This is a genomic window from Psychrobacter sp. AOP7-A1-24 (assembly GCF_052376235.1).
GTDB lineage: Bacteria > Pseudomonadota > Gammaproteobacteria > Pseudomonadales > Moraxellaceae > Psychrobacter.
Genome location: NZ_JBQSVM010000017.1, coordinates 16,877 through 33,706, shown reverse-complemented (window position 1 = coordinate 33,706; position 16,830 = coordinate 16,877). Strand labels below are relative to the sequence as shown.

Below are 16,830 nucleotides of genomic sequence, written 5' to 3'. Positions count from 1 at the left end.
AAAGTCATTTATATTAATAATCGTTCTATTAAACACTAACTAACCGCCTTGATAAAATCATCTATGACAAAATTTTCATCGAAAAAAATACTACTATTGGCAGGGGCAGGTCATGCTCATATTGGCATGTTGCGCCGCCTTAGCGCAGAACGCTTAAAGCAAACCGATACTACAGATGCAGACATTCATTTGATTAGTGAGCAGCCACAAACAATCTATTCTGGCATGTTACCTGGTTGGATGGCAGGGCATTATCAGTTGCATGATATCAGTATCGATATCAAATCGCTTTGTGTACGAGCAGGTGTGCGCTTCGTTCAGCAGTCGCTCGTTCAAGTAAACGCAGCCTCTAATAAAGTGGTGACGACTGGCGATGAACAAACGGATTTGGCCTATGATGTGTTGTCTCTAAATACGGGTGCAGATACGGACATGCGTTGGCTGTATGATCAAAATGATCACAGAAACAATGGTAACAATAGAGAGTTTGATACTGGTACTGTAGGTAGCGATGCTAATACTGACGTGATTGCCATACGACCCTTATCGACCTTTATCATTCAATGGCAGCAGATTCTAAAGGATGCTCAACAATCTGAAAATTATCAATTGGCTATTATCGGAGCAGGCGCGGCGGCAATAGAATTGGTCATGGCTGCCCAAGTTGCGCTACAGAAAATCAATCGTAATCATCAAGTGACATTAGTATGCGGTGAGAATCTTTTATCAGGGTTTAACTCGGGCTTTCGTCAGCGAGTGATTAAGCAGTTACATCGCCATGGTATTACGATAATTCGAGAACGAGCAACCGATTATTGTGATGGCAAACTGTCGACCACTCATAAATCATTGCCTATCAATGCTGTCATTGCTGCGACTGGCGTCATAGGGTCGGCATGGACTGACTCTACGGATTTGGAAATCAAGGGAAATGGATTTATCGCGGTAAACCATAAACAGCAGAGCGTCTCTCATTCTAATGTGTTTGCTGTCGGGGATGTGGCGACACGAGTCGATAAATACGTGGCGCATTCAGGGGTACACTCAGTACATGGTGGTGCCGTCGAAGCCGATAACTTATTGGCCTATCTAAAAGATAGCGTGATGAAAGGCTATCAGCCAAAGACTCGCACGCTATACCTGCTATCTTGCGGTGATAAATACGCTATTGGTAGTTGGGGTAACGTCAACCTACAAGGTCGCTGGGTATGGCATCTTAAGAAGTATATTGATAAGCGTTTTATCGAAGCTGATAAGGACTAAAGAAGGTTAATGCTTATTTGGAATAAAAGATAAAATCCATATGTTTAGTTGTCAATAGTTATTGATAATCAGGTATGATTGATTAGATAAACCGTAAAGTAGGTAAATAATTCTTAAGCTGTAAATTTTTAAAATAAACAGTAAAAGCAATGTGTTACCTTCTTTATTCATAAAATTCAATTTATATTGCTATCCTTTTTTAGTTGTACTGCTAACAGGATTTTAGACCACTATGAAATCAACTATCGATTTACTTGAGCATACTGATTTTCCAGCGATAAAACGACGCCAACTAACGATATTGCAAGTCAATATGGGCTACTTATGTAATATGTCTTGCGTACATTGTCACGTGGCCGCCAGCCCTTATCGTACCGAGATGATGTCACGTGAGTTGGTTGAGTTGATACCAGAGGTATTGCAAGCACAAAACATCGATACGCTTGATTTGACGGGCGGTGCGCCTGAGATGCACGAGGATTTTAAGTATTTGGTTAAGGCTGCTCGAGCCTTGGGTGTCAAAGTGATAGACCGCTGTAATCTGACAATCCTCATGGAGGAAGGTTATGAGAATATGGCACAGTTTTTAGCAGATAACCACGTTGAAGTGGTGGCATCTTTGCCTTGTTATTCCCTAGAGAATGTAGATAAGCAGCGCGGTAAAGGCGCATTTGACGACAGTATATTGGGATTACAAAAGCTCAATCAGTTGGGTTATGGCAAGCCTGATTCGGATTTAACGTTAAACTTAGTCTACAACCCACAAGGTGCGACACTACCACCCAATCAAGAGCAGCTCGAAGCGGATTATAAGCATGAGCTAAAAGCGCATTTTGATATTGAGTTTAATCATCTTTTTGCCTTAACCAATATGCCTATTCAGCGTTTTGGCGCGGTTTTATTGGCAAAAAAACAGTTCCATCCGTACATGGATTTGCTCAAAGCCAACTATATGGCTGCTAATTTGGCCGAGGTTATGTGTCGCTCGACCATTAGTGTTAATTGGTTGGGTGAGCTATTTGATTGTGATTTCAATCAGCAGTTAGAAATTCCTGTACCAAACAAGTCACGGCGACATCTAAGTGATTTGTTAACGCAAAATCCTTCTGGTGATGACATTGCCATTGCGGATCATTGCTATGGTTGTACAGCAGGACAGGGAAGTAGCTGTGGTGGTGCATTAGAAGAAGCAGTAGAGCCCGCGCTAATAGACACGCCTTAGCGGTTTTAATATAAGTACTTTTAAAGTAAACAAAAAACAACCTAGACAAAAACAATCAGTGTAAACGGAGTAAGCCTTATGTCAGTATTTAATTTTTCAGCGAAGACGTTGTTCGCACAACCAGTGATTGCCACGACTATTTTATTAGCAAGCGTGGCCGCTCATGCTGACTTTAACCATCAGAGCTGGGATAGCTTATTAAATAAGCACGTGACCATGACCAATGGTGGTAAAGCTTCAGTGGTCAACTATGCTGGCATGAAGGCAGATAAAAGTAAGCTGACAAGCTATCTAGAGGCAACAAGCAAGGTATCTAAATCAGAGTTCAATCGTTGGAGTAAAAACGAGCAGTTGGCATTTTTAATTAATGTTTATAACGCTGGTACGGTTGATTTGGTATTGACGAAATATCCAAACGTCAAATCTATTAAAGATATTGGCGGATTATTAGGGTCGCCATGGAAGCAAGATTTTGTTTCGGTACTCGGCAAGACGCGCTCACTTGATGATATCGAGCACAATCTGATTCGTGGTTCTAAACGCTACAACGATCCGCGCATTCACTTTGCGGTCAATTGTGCCAGTATTGGTTGTCCTGCTCTGCAAGATGATGCCTTTACCGGCAAGCGCTTAGACAGTCAATTAGAGCAGGCAACTTCTAAGTTTTTGGCCGACAGGAGCCGCAACAGTCTTAAAGGCAATACGCTAAGAGTGTCGCCAATTTTTAAATGGTATAAAGAAGATTTTGCAACCAATTGGCGTGGCACAAAAAACTTGGCAGGGTTTTTGGGTCGTTATAGCTCGTCATTAGGGTTGAGTAAAGCTCAGACAGCAGATCTCAAGCAAGGCAAAATAAAAATAAGCTATACCGATTACAACTGGAATTTGAATAAAAAATAAATCAGTTTCTAATCCTTATTAGTTGATTGACGTGATGGTATATTCATTGAACCTCTCTATCATCGTTCCTTTATTAAATGAAGCGGATAACTTGCCTAAGCTCGTGGCTCACATAGCTAGCCTCGATCCGGCACCGCAGCAGGTAATATTGGTCGATGGAGGTTCGGTAGATGACTCAGTTACGGTCGCCAACCGCTTGCTCAAACGTACAGAGGCTGCTCAATCAGCCATCAAATGGCATGTTGTTGACTCTACAGTTGGGCGCGCACAGCAAATGAATGTGGGCGCTATGTTAGCCACGGGTGATATGTTGCTATTCTTACATGCCGATACCGAGCTGCCAGTTGACGCGGTAGATAATGTTCAACAAGCAATGGCTAAATATGACTGGGGGCGTTTTGATGTGCGCTTAGATAGCCGTGATCCATTGTTAAAAATCGTGGGACTAATGATAAACCAGCGCTCACGCCTAATGAGGATGGCCACTGGCGATCAAGCAATATTTATCAAAAAATCTGTATTCGAGCAGATTGGTGGCTATCCTAATCAGTCATTAATGGAAGATATCGAGCTGTGTAAACGGCTAAAAAAGATTGCTCGACCAGCTTGTCTAAAAAGTAAAGTGACGACCTCAGCGAGGCGTTGGCAGCAGCATGGCACGTGGCGGACGATTTTTTTGATGTGGCAGCTGCGCTTTGATTATTGGCGCGGCGTATCGCCTGACGTTTTAAAGCAACGCTACTACAAGTCGTAAAGTTATTTGTTTTATTAATATGATAGGTAAGATAAGAGAGAGTCCATACTAATGCATTCGATCGATTGAGAGACAGTTATAGTGACAACTGATTCATTTGCAGGACATCAGGATACTTGCATCATTATTTTTGCAAAGTATCCAGCGCCCAATAAGGCAAAAACCCGTTTGCAGCCAGCGTTAGGGGTAGAAGGTGCTGCACGTATGGCGAGGCAGTTGCTGCTACATAGTATTGATCAGGCTATTGATACTGGTTTTTCCGTTGAGTTATGCGTGAGTCCAGTACCAACAGATTCATGCTGGCAAGCATTTGATTTGCCCAACTCGCTGCGCTGGTCTGCTCAGACTGATGGTGACTTGGGTTTGCGCATGTTGGTGGCCAGTCAGCTCGCACTGCAACATTTTAAAAAGGTTGTGTTAGTTGGTACGGACTGTCCTAGCCTCACGGTATCGTGTATTCAAACAGCGGTAAAGCAGCTAGATCAACATGATGCGGTCATGGTTCCAGCGACTGATGGTGGTTATGTGTTGTTGGGGTTCACGCAAGTTGATGAAAGCCTGTTTTCGGACATTATCTGGAGCACTGCCAGTGTAGCCGCCGTCACTAAGCAGCGTATAGCAGCATTAGGTTGGACACTGGCGCTATTTGATCCTTTGCATGATATTGATGAGCCGAAAGATCTAAAACATTTACCGTCAGGCTGGCTAGATTTCCATATCAAAGTCGATGGCAGTTGATAATAGATAATTGACAGTTAGGTTAATAAATTCACTAAGGTAGTTGTATATTCTAAGATCGTTTAATAAGTCTTTTAACCGGATGGTACATTCAATAAGGATATTGTTATGCATGACGTCGTACAGGATTATTATGGTAAAGAGTTACAGAGTACCGATGATTTAAAGACTTCAGCTTGTTGTGATATTAGCAATATGCCTGAATGGCTCAAACCGCTACTGGCAAATATCCACGATGAGGTATTGAGTCGTTACTATGGCTGTGGTTTGGTATGTCCAGCATTGCTGGAAGGCTGCCGAATTTTAGACTTGGGCAGTGGCTCAGGTCGAGATGTCTATGCATTAGCACAACTGGTTGGCGAGAGTGGGCACGTAGTCGGTGTCGATATGACCGATGAGCAGCTGGCCGTTGCCAAACAGCATCAAGCTTATCATGTCGATAAGTTTGGCTATGATAATGTGACATTTTTGCATGGTTATATCGAGAAGCTAGATGAGTTAGATCTGGCGGCTGGTAGCTTTGATATTATCGTCTCAAATTGCGTTATTAATCTATCACCAGATAAAGCGGCAGTCATGGCCAGTGTGCAGCGTCTGCTTAAGCCTGGCGGTGAGTTTTATTTTTCTGACGTCTATGCCGATCGCCGCATCCCGCAACACCTAATCGAAGATCCAGTTTTATATGGAGAGTGTTTGAGTGGCGCATTGTATTGGAAGGATTTTAACCGTTTGTCACGAGATGCAGGATTCTTAGATCCTCGCCTAGTTGAAGATCGCCCACTTGAGATTATAGATCCTGTGTTGGCAGCTAAAATTGGTGATATTCAGTTTTTCTCTGCAACTTACCGCTTATTTAAAATTGACTCGCTTGAGGATGCTTGCGAAGATCATGGACAAGCGGTGATATACAAAGGAACGATCGAGCAATCTCCGCATCGGTTTGATCTCGATAAACATCATGCTATCGAAGCTGGCCGCGTGTTCCCAGTATGCGGAAACACATTTCGAATGCTACAAGAATCACGTTTTGCGCCGCATTTTGAGTTTATCGGTGATGACAGTCGTCACTACGGTATTTTTGCAGGTTGCGGTGAGCTAATGCCGTTTAATCAACCTATGATATCGGCAACTGGCGTAGGCGGTTGTTGCTAATATCAAAGTTGTGTATTTAGTATATATTTCAAAAACACATACTAAATCAAAAAAAGGCCATTATTTCAGATAATGGCCTTTTTTTGATACGACTAAAGACAGCCTATTAAAATTAAACCGATTAATAGCAGTCATTCAAAATGAAGAATAGGCATCCAGATTATGTCAGCAAGGCGGCCAGTCTGATCCTGGTATGCTCGTCCATCGTATCTATAGGTGTGACCAATGCCTGCGCAAGGGCGTTGTGAGCGATTGAATCGGGCAGTTCAGCGGCAATCAAAGCGACTGCTTCCCGTATCACTTTTTGTGCATTATCCGCATTTTTCATTAGGTTCTTTATGGCATAGTCGGCACTGACGGCTTCTTCAGTCGGATGCCAACAGTCAAAGTCTGTCACAAGAGCTAACGTAGCATAAGCAATACTGGCCTCACGAGCCAATTTGGCTTCTGGCATATTTGTCATACCAATGATATCTGCTTGCATCTGACGATACCATTCCGACTCTGCCCGAGTTGAGAACTGAGGGCCTTCGATACAGATATAAGTTGCTTTAGAATGGATGGTGCCTTCTACAATATCTGCTTGGTCATAAGCGCGCGTCAAGAGTTCTGCTAAAGCTGGACATAGTGGGTCTGCCATTGACACATGAGCGACGGCACCCTCACCGAAGAAGGTACTCACTCGGTGTTTGGTCATATCAATCATTTGATCAGGCACGACCATGTCCAATGGCTTAAGATGCGCTTGCAATGAGCCAACTGCTGATACAGAAACGATATAGCGTACCCCTAGAGCTTTTAGCGCATAGATATTGGCTCGATAAGGCACCTCGGATGGGGTTAGTCTATGGCCCTGACCATGCCGTGTCAGAAACGCGATAGTCATTCCTTCTAATTCACCCAAGACAATATCATCAGAGGGGCTGCCGTAAGGCGTCTGTATCGTCACACTACGTTTATTGGTCAGTGATGACATTTGATAGAGACCGCTACCACCGATGATAGCAATATCAGCAGATAATGGTGCCAGTACTTCCGTGTTAGGTATTGTCATAAGGACTATCCAAATGGGTTGATAAAAGAGAGGCACAAACTAGCGCCGTGTAATACCTATGAACCAAAAAATAGGTTAGATAAAATATAGCAGAACTTTTGTCCTTGTGGTTATAAATTGAAAGTTCTTATTGAGTTGACCTAGATAAAATATCCTCAAAAATACTGCATTATAGCGGTACTTATTAGATATCGATAAAGGTTTACAATAGCGTGGATTCTTGTAATAATATTGAATTATTGAAACAATGTTTTGCATAGCAAAACAAATGGACGTTAGTCAAATCAGTAAATAATGAGCATTTTCTCAGACAGCCTTAAATATAAGATATTGAAAGAAAAAGAGAAAGTAAGCCAAGGTTTATTTATTGATAGAATTACTATATTATTACTCGTCTGTAACGTATTTATGTATAAATACGAATATTGTCAAACGTATAAAATCGATTATTTCAAGGATGAATTCCATGCTTAACTCTTTAAAGTCTCCATTGCTATTGTCAGCTATGCTAAGTGCCACGCTAGGTCTGGCAGCATGTTCAGAAAGCAGTGAGAGTACTGCCACAGAAAGTACTGCAACCGATAGCGCTGCTACTACAGCAGATAAGCTAGATACAAAATTCCTTACCATCGCTACTGGTGGTGCATCTGGTCCTTACAACATCATTGGCACTTCATTGTCTGAAGTCTATGTCAAAACTTTTGGGGTAAACTCAAAAACGCAAACTACTGGCGCATCAGTTGAAAACGTCAATCTATTGACCCAAGGCAAGGTCGACATGGTCTTGGCACTAAGTGACGTGGTTACGGATGCTGTCGAAGGCAAAAACAACTTTGAGCAGCCAATTACTAACATTCAACAGATTGCTGTTCTATACCCTAACGTCGTACAAATCGTGACCTCAAAGGACTCTGGCATCAAAAATATTGAAGATCTACGAGGCAAGCGTATTGCTGTAGGTGATCAAGGTTCTGGTACCGAAGTAAATGCTCGTACTTTACTTGAAGGGTTTGGTATCACATATGATGATGTTACTGTTGATTATCTAGGCTTTGCTGAAGCCGCTGATGGTATGAAAGCAGGTAAAATTGAAGCGGCATTCTTTAGTAGTGGTCTACCAAATTCATCTTTGATGGAGCTAGAGCAGGGCTTGGATTTACAGATTGTCACTATCAACCAAGACACGTTAAAAGAAATTATTGCGACCAAGCCTTACTTCAAAACCTTTGAGATTCCAGCCGATACTTATGGTAACGAAGTAGCGATTCCAACTGCAGCAATCATGAATGCACTATTGGTTAGCTCTGACTTATCTGAAGATGATGGTTATAAATTAACCAAAGCATTGTTTGAAAACTTGGACGGTCTAAAGACAGCTCACCAAGCGGCCAATGATATTAGTTTAGAAACTGCTAATAATGGTATGGTCGCTCCAATTCATCCTGGCGCTAAAAAGTACTATGATGAACAAGCAGCCAAATAATTCGCTATGGCTATCAACTGGCGCGGCATTTATTGCCGCGCTGGTTTTTTTTACGCTATGGACAGGCTTTACGCTTCAGTCTGTCGTTGAAGTGCGAGTCGCAGGTGTAGATGGTGCTGACGATAAAGTTTGTTACTTTGTCGAGCCTGAGTTTCAGCTACGTTGGATACATTCAGTAGAAAAACAGTGGTGGGAAGAGCAGTATCAACGCATAGACGGCAGTAGTCCAGAGAATGCTGAGCTGTTACTCACTACTACTTATTTCGAAGCATTCGGTGCGGGGACACCCTCTACCGAAACGCTTGCTCCTATACAAAAGCCTGGCTATCTGGGTTATCAAATCAACGAAAAGCTACCTCGCCTTAATTGGGTCATATCTAGACTGACCAAGGGTGAAATAGATTATGGTGGCCATCGTTTCTTGATTCACCAGTGGGTACCAGACTATTCAGAAGTAGTAATCATGCCCAAGACGTATGATTTAATTGATAGATTTAAAAAGGACTTTTGTCATGAACTCCCAAGTGACGGATCAAGGTAGTGTGAATACTACGCCAGATGCTGACATTGATAAAGATGCTGATGCTGTCAACCGAGCGGTATTGGAAAAATATGACCGAGAGTCAATCACGCGCCATATTACTCAAGGACCAGTAAAATATTTTATTGCTGGTATTTGTATCCTTTACTCACTCTTTCACTTGTATATCACCTTTAATCCGATGCCAGCTTTACTTCAGCGCTCTGTACACGTGGCTGTTGGTTTTGCATTGATATTCCTAATTTTTCCAGCTAGCAAGAAAAGCAGCCGTAAGCGAGTCGCATGGTATGACTGGATATGGTTTGTTCTATCTTTGTCTGGTATGGGTTACCTCATTTATGAGTATCAAGATATTGTGACCTCACGCGGCGGTATGGCAAATCAGATGGATGTGATATTTTCACTGATCACTGTGGTCTGCGTATTAGAAGGCAGTCGCCGTATCACAGGTTGGATTTTACCAATCTTAGCAGGCATATTTTTGGCCTATCCATTTGTCAGTCACATGGATTTTATGCCAGACAGGCTTTTGACCCGCCCTTATGATATGGGTGATATCTTCGGTCAGTTATTCCTAAAGACGGAAGGTTTGTACTCTGTTGCGATTGGTGCATCGGTCACCTTTATTTTCTTGTTCATCCTTTTCGGAGCGTTTCTAGCACGTTCGGGAATGGGGCAGTTGTTTAATGATTTGGCATTGGCAATTGCCGGTCATAAAAAAGGCGGTCCTGCAAAAGTAGCGGTAATTTCTAGTGGTTTTATGGGCAGTATCAATGGCTCAGCTTTATCAAATGTCGTTAGTACGGGTGCCTTTACCATTCCGTTGATGAAAAAAGTCGGCTATCACAAAGATTTTGCAGGTGCGGTGGAAGCGAGTGCTTCAGTTGGTGGTCAGATTTTACCACCGATTATGGGTGCTAGTGCGTTCATTATGGCTGAGACGACAGGCTTGCCGTATAGTACGATTGCCTTGGCGGCACTGTTGCCAGCTGTGCTGTACTATGTAGGCGTAATTGCTCAGGTGCATTTCCGCGCTGGACGTCGCGATCTAAAAGGTATTGCCAAAGACAGCTTACCAGCAGTAAAAGAAGTGTTAAAAGCACGCGGTCACATGCTACTGCCGATTGTTTTCTTGATTTTCTTATTAATCAGAAACGTGCCTGTGGGTTACGCAGCGGCTTATACCATTGGCTTTACTGTGCTAATTAGTATGCTACGTGCTGAGACTCGCATGGGATTGTCCGATATTTTAGGCGCATTAGAAGATGGAGCACGTCAGTCGCTAGCAGTAATGGCTGCTTGTGCGGTCGTTGGTATTATCATTGGGGTTGTGAGCTTGACCAGCTTTGGTACAGTAATGACCTCATCTATTGTAACGCTAGGCGCAGGATCACTATTCTTCACGCTTATTTTAACGATGCTAGCGTCAATGGTATTAGGCATGGGACTACCTTCTATTCCTGCCTATATCATTACGGCAACGATGGCTGCTCCAGCACTGGCAGGTTTTGATATTCCAATCTTGTCAGCGCACATGTTTGTTTTCTATTTTGGCATCTTTGCCAATATTACACCGCCTGTGTGTCTCGCTGCCTTTGCGGGTGCGGGTATATCCGGTGGTGATCCGATGAAGACAGGATTCTTGTCCCTCAAACTTGCATTGGCTGGCTTTATCGTGCCGTTCATGTTTATTTATAATCCAACGATGTTGATGATAGACCCAACAGGTTTGGCAGTAACAGCAAAAGATTTCCCATTGCCGCCAATTGTGGAAATCATTACGGTAGTAGTGACGTCGATAACTGGGGTGCTTGCGTTAAGCTCAGCGCTTGAAGGGTACTTCAGAGGCGGTATGAATACGGTGACGCGTGTTATCTTGACGATTGGTGCTTTACTATTGATCTATCCTGAGATGGTCACAGGTATTATCGGTGGGGTGATTGTTCTTGGTATTGCTGTATTTAATATAAAAACAGCTGGAAAGCCGACGCCAACTTTAACCGTGTAAAGTATTGGGTGTGAATCTTTTATAAAACTATTAAAGCTAAAAAAAGGGTGAATAACAAATTTGTTATTCACCCTTTTTATATTGCTAGCAACTATCTTAGTAGATGTTTTAGCGACAGTTATTCACAAGCAATTTCACACCACTGTATTGCCAAATTAGCCTCTAAGGTTAGCAGCCAAGTTTGCCTTCAGCTTCTAGCGCTTTTTTACTACGGATAGGTGCTGGGCAATCTTCGCCATAATATTGACGATCTGCAAAGTAGCTTGAGCGTACCATTGGACCTGCCCAGATGCTAAAGAAGCCAATCTTTTTGCCGTAGTCCATATAGCGCTGGAACTCGTCTGGATGGACATAGCGATCGACAGGTGCATGGTTTTTACTAGGCTGTAGATACTGACCAATCGTAATCATATCCACATCATGTGCTTTTAGATCATCGAGTAGTGCATAAACCTCTTCTTCGGTTTCACCCAAGCCAACCATAAAGCCACACTTGGTTGCGATATCAGGACGGCGTTCTTTATAAATCTTAAGCAAATCTAGTGAATGCTGATAGTCAGAGCCTGGACGGAAAGCTTTGTACAAACGTGGCACAGTTTCAATATTGTGGTTAAATACATCTGGCGCTGTCTCTGTCAGTAAATCCAACGCAATATCCATACGTCCACGGAAATCTGGTACTAGAATTTCAATCAAGCAGTTTGGGCTAAGCGCTCTTGATTCATTTAGAACTTCTACAAAATGTCCAGCACCGCCATCTTTGAGATCATCACGATCGACAGAGGTAATTACTGCATACTTAAGCTGTAGGCCTTCGATAGTCTCAGCGGTGTGACGAGGCTCATCCTTGTCTAGCTCATTCGGACGACCATGGCCGACATCACAGAATGGGCAGCGACGAGTACAGATATCACCCATGATCATAAAGGTCGCTGTACCATCAGCGAAGCACTGTGGCAGGTTAGGGCAGGCTGCTTCCTCACAGACAGTATAGAGCTTTTGTTCACGTAAGGTTGCTTTGATACGAGCCACTTCAGCAGGCGAGGACATTTTTACCCGAATCCAATCAGGCTTTTTCTTTGCCTCAACAGTCGGGATGACCTTAATTGGGATACGTGCAACTTTGTCATAGCCACGCAGCTTTTCACCTTGAATGGCTTTTTTTGGTTTGGCCCTAGCAGTAGGTACATGTGTTTGTACGGCAGTTGTCATAATAGAGTTATCTCTTAACCCTTTATATTATAAGGGTTTATGGAATTGTCAGAATGTTTTATGAGTGCAGATATTATAGCAGAAATTTGGTCGTCAACTTTTAAACAATATTGTTAAGATTACGATTTCGTTAAGGTTACTACGATTGCTTTGACGACCATAGTTTTAAATATCTATATCAATTTCCATCTCATTCAGTACATCTATGGCGGCGCGAAATGCTTCTTGAGTGGCGGGTGCACCGCAATACGGCAAGCTGTGCATCAGCACCTCTCTAATCTCAGCGACACTAGCGCCATTATTAATGGCGCCGCGTATATGACCTTTCAACTCGCTTGGGCTTTTTTGGGCGATTAAAAAGGCAATGGTGATTAATGAGCGATACTTGCGCGGCAATACTGAGTCATCTTGCCAAGTACTGCCCCAAGCATGTTCGATAATCCAGTCTTGTAGCGGCTGGGTAAACCCTGTGGCAGCATCAAGTGAGCGTTTCACGTGTTGCGCACCCATGACCTCGGTACGTACCTTGAGACCATTGTCATAATTAGTATTATTGTCCGTATTGCTATCACTCATACCGTCTCCTTAATATTGTGTCAACTCGACTGCTAATGAATCGATATTGCTACGTTTTTTTAAGCCAGATGTTGTTGAAGTTATTCGTTACAAAAGCGTATAACAGTCATATGGTGACTTTTAGTCATAAAGCAAGTGCTTATTGATAAGCGTAAACAGGCAAATACCAGTTATAATAAGCGCTACAATCATATTATTGATGGCACTATTTTTATAATAAATGTTCAATATGGCCTTACTATGCGCCTTTTCAGAGCTGAGCCATTAACATTTAAAGCGTTTTAAGATATGATTGCACGGATAATTATTCCCTATAGTATATAGACGAAGGCTGTCATGCTGACTACCCACGTAATGTGCTAAACCCAACTGACGAGGACGACTATTGTGTTAGAAGCTTATCGTAAACATGTCGAAGAACGTGCTGAGCTAGGAACTGTACCCCTACCACTGAACGAGAAACAAGTGGTAGAGTTGGTTGAATTGCTAAAAACCCCACCTGCAGGCGAAGATGCATTCTTGATGAACCTGCTAGAAAACCGTATCCCTGCTGGTGTTGACCAAGCGGCATACGTTAAGGCAGCGTTTTTGGCTGCGATCTTAAAAGGTGAAACATCATCACCTCTTATCAGCAAGAAAAAAGCGGTCGAAATCCTAGGTACGATGCAAGGTGGCTATAACGTACAGCCACTAGTTGCTGCACTAGATGATAGCGAAGTTGCTCAAGACGCTGCTGAAGCCTTGAAAAAGACGTTGCTAGTATTTGATGCGTTCAATGATGTGACTGAAAAAGCAGAAGCTGGCAACGCTATTGCTAAAGAAGTGATCCAGTCTTGGGCTGACGCAGAATGGTTCTTGAACCGCGCTGAAGTACCAGCAAAAACCACTTACACGACGTTTAAAGTAACTGGCGAGACCAATACGGATGACTTGTCACCTGCACAAGACGCATGGAGCCGTCCTGATATTCCATTGCATTCACTAGCCATGCACAAAAACTCTCGCGACGGCATCAATGCTGACGAAGAGGGCGTTGTTGGCCCAATGAAGCAAATCGAAGAGCTGAAGCAAAAAGGCCATCAGTTGGCGTATGTTGGTGATGTCGTTGGTACGGGTTCTAGCCGTAAGTCTGCAACCAACTCAGTATTGTGGTTAATGGGTGAAGACATCCCTAACGTGCCAAACAAACGTGGTGGCGGTCTAGTATTGGGTAACAACATTGCTCCTATCTTCTTCAATACAATGGAAGATTCTGGCGCATTACCAATCGAAAAAGTTGCTGTCGATAACCTAAACATGGGCGATGTATTTGACATCTATCCATACGAAGGCAAAATCACTAAGCATGATTCTGATGAAGTATTATCAACGTTTGAATTGAACTCACCAACGTTGCTTGATGAAGTTCGTGCTGGTGGCCGTATTCCATTGATCGTTGGTCGTGGTCTGACTAACCGTGCCCGTGAGTACATGGGCCTTGGTCATTCAGATGTCTTTGCTAAGCCAGAAGAGCCAGCTGATACTGGTAAAGGCTTCACGCTAGCACAGAAAATGGTTGGTAAAGCTTGTGGTCTAGAAGGCGTACGTCCTGGTATGTACTGTGAGCCTAAAATGACAACTGTCGGTTCTCAGGATACAACTGGTCCAATGACGCGTGATGAGCTAAAAGATTTAGCATGTTTGGGTTTCCAAGCGGATCTAGTGATGCAGTCATTCTGTCACACCGCTGCTTATCCAAAGCCAGTTGACGTTGAGACTCAACACACACTACCTGACTTTATCATGAACCGTGGCGGCGTAAGCTTGCGTCCAGGTGATGGTATCATTCACTCATGGTTGAACCGTATGCTACTTCCAGATACCGTGGGTACTGGTGGTGACTCGCATACTCGTTTCCCAATGGGTATCTCGTTCCCAGCGGGTTCTGGTCTAGTTGCTTTCGCAGCTGCAACTGGTGTAATGCCACTTGATATGCCTGAATCTGTCCGTGTTCGTTTTGTTGGTGAGCGTCAAGCTGGTATCACTCTACGTGACCTAGTACATGCGATTCCTTATCAAGCGATCAAAGAAGGTTACTTGACGGTTGATAAGAAAGGTAAAATCAACGAGTTCAACGGTCGTATTCTTGAGATCGAAGGTCTAGAAGACTTGACCGCTGAGCAAGCGTTCGAACTATCTGATGCATCAGCTGAGCGTAGTGCTGCTGGCTGTACTATCACATTGTCTGAAGACTCAGTGACTGAGTACCTAAACTCAAACATCACGCTGCTTAAGTGGATGATTTCAGAAGGCTATGGCGATGCACGTACTATTAGTCGCCGCGTTGAGCAGATGCAAGAGTGGTTGGCTAACCCAAGCCTCATGCGTGCTGACGACGATGCTGAATACGCTATCGACATCACTATCGATATGAGCGAGATTAAAGAGCCTATCCTATGCTGCCCGAACGATCCAGATGATGCTAAGACACTAGCCGACGTCGCTGGCGACACCATTGATGAAGTATTCATTGGTTCATGTATGACCAACATCGGTCATTTCCGTGCCGCTGGTAAATTGCTACAAGACGTACCAGCAGGTAGCCTGAAAACTCGTCTATGGATTGCACCACCTACCAAGATGGATGCACGCCAGTTGATGGAAGAAGGCTACTACAATGTTTACGCTCAAGCTGGCGCTCGTACTGAAATGCCAGGTTGTTCACTATGTATGGGTAACCAAGCACGTATCGCACCGAAATCTACTGCGGTATCGACCTCAACTCGTAACTTCCCGAACCGTCTAGGTCAAGGCGCTAACGTATACCTAGCTTCTGCAGAGCTTGCAGCAGTCGCAGCGGTACTTGGTAAACTGCCGACTAACGATGAGTATCAGCAGTATGCTGGTATGCTAAACAGCATGGGTGATGAAGTCTATCAATACATGAACTTCGACCGTATGGAAGACTATACTGAAGAAGCAGACAAAATCAACGTTGCTCAGTTGACCTAGTCTTGAGTATATAAGCTTTCAAGATTAGAAGCTGAATACGTAAAAGTTTATACTTAAAAATAAAAGAACCCTGTATCGTCATGATGCGGGGTTTTTTGTTAAAAAACCTAAGATAAATATATTTGATTCGATTTAAAAGAGAGACAAGGCAACCGAGTACAGATGTATATGTGTTACTTCAAGCGAGGTTGACGCTGTCACTCTTTTATAGAGGATTGACGATAGTATTTATTTACAAACTTTTATTGGGTATCTATAATCAAAGCTAATTGTTAATGACATTAATTGACAATTTCTACCTTTCACGACTGAGACAAAAAGCCCTATGGAAAATAATATCAAGCTTGATAAATCGACACCGCCGCCACTGCCTAGATCTACGATGGCTAACAATCATAGTGCTGAAGCGAACTATGGCATCATTGACTGGTTTAAAAAGGGTATGAGAAATTATACAAATTTTTCGGGCCGCGCTCGCCGTAAAGAGTATTGGTATTTTTTCCTAGTACAAGTGGGTGTGATGATTGCGGCAATGCTTCTAGACGCAATAGTATTTAGCTCAGAGACAGGTTTGTTTTACATAGTGGCCGTGCTTGGTTTATTTTTGCCTGGTCTTGCCGTAACTATTCGCCGCTTACATGATACTAGCCGCTCAGGATGGTGGTTCCTGATAGGGATAGTGCCACTGATAGGTTCTATTATATTATTGGTATTTTTAGTAAGTGATACCAAACCTGAAACCAATAAATGGGGTCTGCCAGAAAAATAGTCTGGACTCAAACAGGTGCTAAACATTAATAAAGCTGCTTACGTCTGTTTACAAATGTGCTCAATGATTTTTTGACCTATTTTCTGTATAATGTATGGGCAGGCAGAAACCGTGGCTATGCACTTGACCTCTCTTTTCTAACTCGGGACGGACCGATACTTTGATAC

Annotated in this window: 14 protein-coding genes; 11 read left to right on the top strand and 3 right to left on the bottom strand. The window is 43.1% G+C overall.

The window, feature by feature from the left end:
* Positions 1-63 precede the first annotated feature (63 nt).
* From ACT3QQ_RS07640 to ACT3QQ_RS07615, 6 genes are all read left to right on the top strand, one after another.
* Positions 64-1,263: an FAD-dependent oxidoreductase gene (locus ACT3QQ_RS07640; RefSeq protein WP_444527533.1), complete on the top strand. Its 1,200-nt coding sequence runs from the start codon at positions 64-66 to the stop codon at positions 1,261-1,263.
* Positions 1,264-1,495: 232 nt separating this feature from the next.
* Positions 1,496-2,485 carry an arsenosugar biosynthesis radical SAM (seleno)protein ArsS gene (gene arsS / locus ACT3QQ_RS07635; protein ID WP_444527532.1) on the top strand — a complete coding sequence of 330 codons (990 nt, stop codon included), beginning with the start codon at positions 1,496-1,498 and terminating at the stop codon, positions 2,483-2,485.
* Positions 2,486-2,563: 78 nt separating this feature from the next.
* Entirely contained in the window at positions 2,564-3,385 is an 822-nt protein-coding gene (locus tag ACT3QQ_RS07630; protein ID WP_444527531.1) for a DUF547 domain-containing protein, read from the top strand.
* 34 nt (positions 3,386-3,419) lie between these two features.
* On the top strand, positions 3,420-4,139 hold the full coding sequence (locus tag ACT3QQ_RS07625) for a TIGR04283 family arsenosugar biosynthesis glycosyltransferase (protein ID WP_444527560.1): 720 nt from the start codon (positions 3,420-3,422) through the stop codon (positions 4,137-4,139).
* 81 nt (positions 4,140-4,220) lie between these two features.
* Positions 4,221-4,877, top strand: coding sequence for a TIGR04282 family arsenosugar biosynthesis glycosyltransferase (locus ACT3QQ_RS07620; protein ID WP_444527530.1), 657 nt, complete (start codon positions 4,221-4,223; stop codon positions 4,875-4,877).
* Between the two features lie 108 nt (positions 4,878-4,985).
* Positions 4,986-6,029 carry a methyltransferase domain-containing protein gene (locus tag ACT3QQ_RS07615; RefSeq protein ID WP_444527529.1) on the top strand — a complete coding sequence of 348 codons (1,044 nt, stop codon included), beginning with the start codon at positions 4,986-4,988 and terminating at the stop codon, positions 6,027-6,029.
* 160 nt (positions 6,030-6,189) lie between these two features.
* Here ACT3QQ_RS07615 and mtnP read toward each other — a convergent pair whose 3' ends face one another.
* Positions 6,190-7,083, bottom strand: a complete 894-nt coding sequence (gene mtnP, locus ACT3QQ_RS07610) for an S-methyl-5'-thioadenosine phosphorylase (RefSeq protein WP_444527528.1) — start codon at positions 7,081-7,083, stop codon at positions 6,190-6,192.
* A 466-nt stretch (positions 7,084-7,549) separates the two neighbouring features.
* Here mtnP and ACT3QQ_RS07605 point away from each other — a divergent pair, with 466 nt between their 5' ends.
* The 3 genes from ACT3QQ_RS07605 to ACT3QQ_RS07595 are packed head-to-tail and all read left to right on the top strand — an operon-like array spanning position 7,550 to position 11,115.
* Complete coding sequence (locus tag ACT3QQ_RS07605) at positions 7,550-8,566, top strand: TAXI family TRAP transporter solute-binding subunit (protein ID WP_444527527.1); 1,017 nt, start codon at positions 7,550-7,552, stop codon at positions 8,564-8,566.
* Positions 8,544-9,107: a DUF1850 domain-containing protein gene (locus tag ACT3QQ_RS07600; protein WP_444527526.1), complete on the top strand. Its 564-nt coding sequence runs from the start codon at positions 8,544-8,546 to the stop codon at positions 9,105-9,107. The genes ACT3QQ_RS07605 and ACT3QQ_RS07600 overlap by 23 nt, the downstream gene beginning before the upstream one ends.
* Entirely contained in the window at positions 9,079-11,115 is a 2,037-nt protein-coding gene (locus ACT3QQ_RS07595) for a TRAP transporter permease (protein WP_444527525.1), read from the top strand. The genes ACT3QQ_RS07600 and ACT3QQ_RS07595 overlap by 29 nt, the downstream gene beginning before the upstream one ends.
* Positions 11,116-11,283: 168 nt before the next feature.
* Here the strand turns inward: ACT3QQ_RS07595 and lipA are convergent, their stop codons facing one another.
* Both lipA and ACT3QQ_RS07585 read right to left on the bottom strand, forming a co-directional pair.
* Positions 11,284-12,327 (bottom strand): lipoyl synthase, encoded by a 1,044-nt coding sequence (gene lipA / locus ACT3QQ_RS07590; RefSeq protein ID WP_444523237.1) that lies wholly within the window; start codon positions 12,325-12,327, stop codon positions 11,284-11,286.
* Between the two features lie 165 nt (positions 12,328-12,492).
* A complete protein-coding gene (locus tag ACT3QQ_RS07585; protein WP_444527524.1) occupies positions 12,493-12,903 on the bottom strand; it encodes a carboxymuconolactone decarboxylase family protein in 411 nt (136 codons plus the stop codon).
* Positions 12,904-13,290: 387 nt separating this feature from the next.
* Here ACT3QQ_RS07585 and acnB point away from each other — a divergent pair, with 387 nt between their 5' ends.
* Together acnB and ACT3QQ_RS07575 are read left to right on the top strand one after the other, a co-directional pair.
* On the top strand, positions 13,291-15,894 hold the full coding sequence (acnB, locus tag ACT3QQ_RS07580) for a bifunctional aconitate hydratase 2/2-methylisocitrate dehydratase (protein WP_444521316.1): 2,604 nt from the start codon (positions 13,291-13,293) through the stop codon (positions 15,892-15,894).
* Between the two features lie 325 nt (positions 15,895-16,219).
* On the top strand, positions 16,220-16,663 hold the full coding sequence (locus ACT3QQ_RS07575) for a DUF805 domain-containing protein (protein WP_444527523.1): 444 nt from the start codon (positions 16,220-16,222) through the stop codon (positions 16,661-16,663).
* Positions 16,664-16,830 lie beyond the last annotated feature (167 nt).

Bases quoted from the DNA above. Each gene is read 5' to 3' on its own strand.
- ACT3QQ_RS07640 (WP_444527533.1), top strand. From the start codon at position 64: ATGACAAAATTTTCATCGAAAAAAATACTACTATTGGCAGGGGCAGGT.
- arsS (WP_444527532.1), top strand. From the start codon at position 1,496: ATGAAATCAACTATCGATTTACTTGAGCATACTGATTTTCCAGCGATA.
- ACT3QQ_RS07630 (WP_444527531.1), top strand. From the start codon at position 2,564: ATGTCAGTATTTAATTTTTCAGCGAAGACGTTGTTCGCACAACCAGTG.
- ACT3QQ_RS07625 (WP_444527560.1), top strand. From the start codon at position 3,420: ATGGTATATTCATTGAACCTCTCTATCATCGTTCCTTTATTAAATGAA.
- ACT3QQ_RS07615 (WP_444527529.1), top strand. From the start codon at position 4,986: ATGCATGACGTCGTACAGGATTATTATGGTAAAGAGTTACAGAGTACC.
- mtnP (WP_444527528.1), bottom strand. From the start codon at position 7,083: ATGACAATACCTAACACGGAAGTACTGGCACCATTATCTGCTGATATT.
- ACT3QQ_RS07605 (WP_444527527.1), top strand. From the start codon at position 7,550: ATGCTTAACTCTTTAAAGTCTCCATTGCTATTGTCAGCTATGCTAAGT.
- ACT3QQ_RS07600 (WP_444527526.1), top strand. From the start codon at position 8,544: ATGATGAACAAGCAGCCAAATAATTCGCTATGGCTATCAACTGGCGCG.
- ACT3QQ_RS07595 (WP_444527525.1), top strand. From the start codon at position 9,079: ATGAACTCCCAAGTGACGGATCAAGGTAGTGTGAATACTACGCCAGAT.
- lipA (WP_444523237.1), bottom strand. From the start codon at position 12,327: ATGACAACTGCCGTACAAACACATGTACCTACTGCTAGGGCCAAACCA.
- ACT3QQ_RS07585 (WP_444527524.1), bottom strand. From the start codon at position 12,903: ATGAGTGATAGCAATACGGACAATAATACTAATTATGACAATGGTCTC.
- ACT3QQ_RS07575 (WP_444527523.1), top strand. From the start codon at position 16,220: ATGGAAAATAATATCAAGCTTGATAAATCGACACCGCCGCCACTGCCT.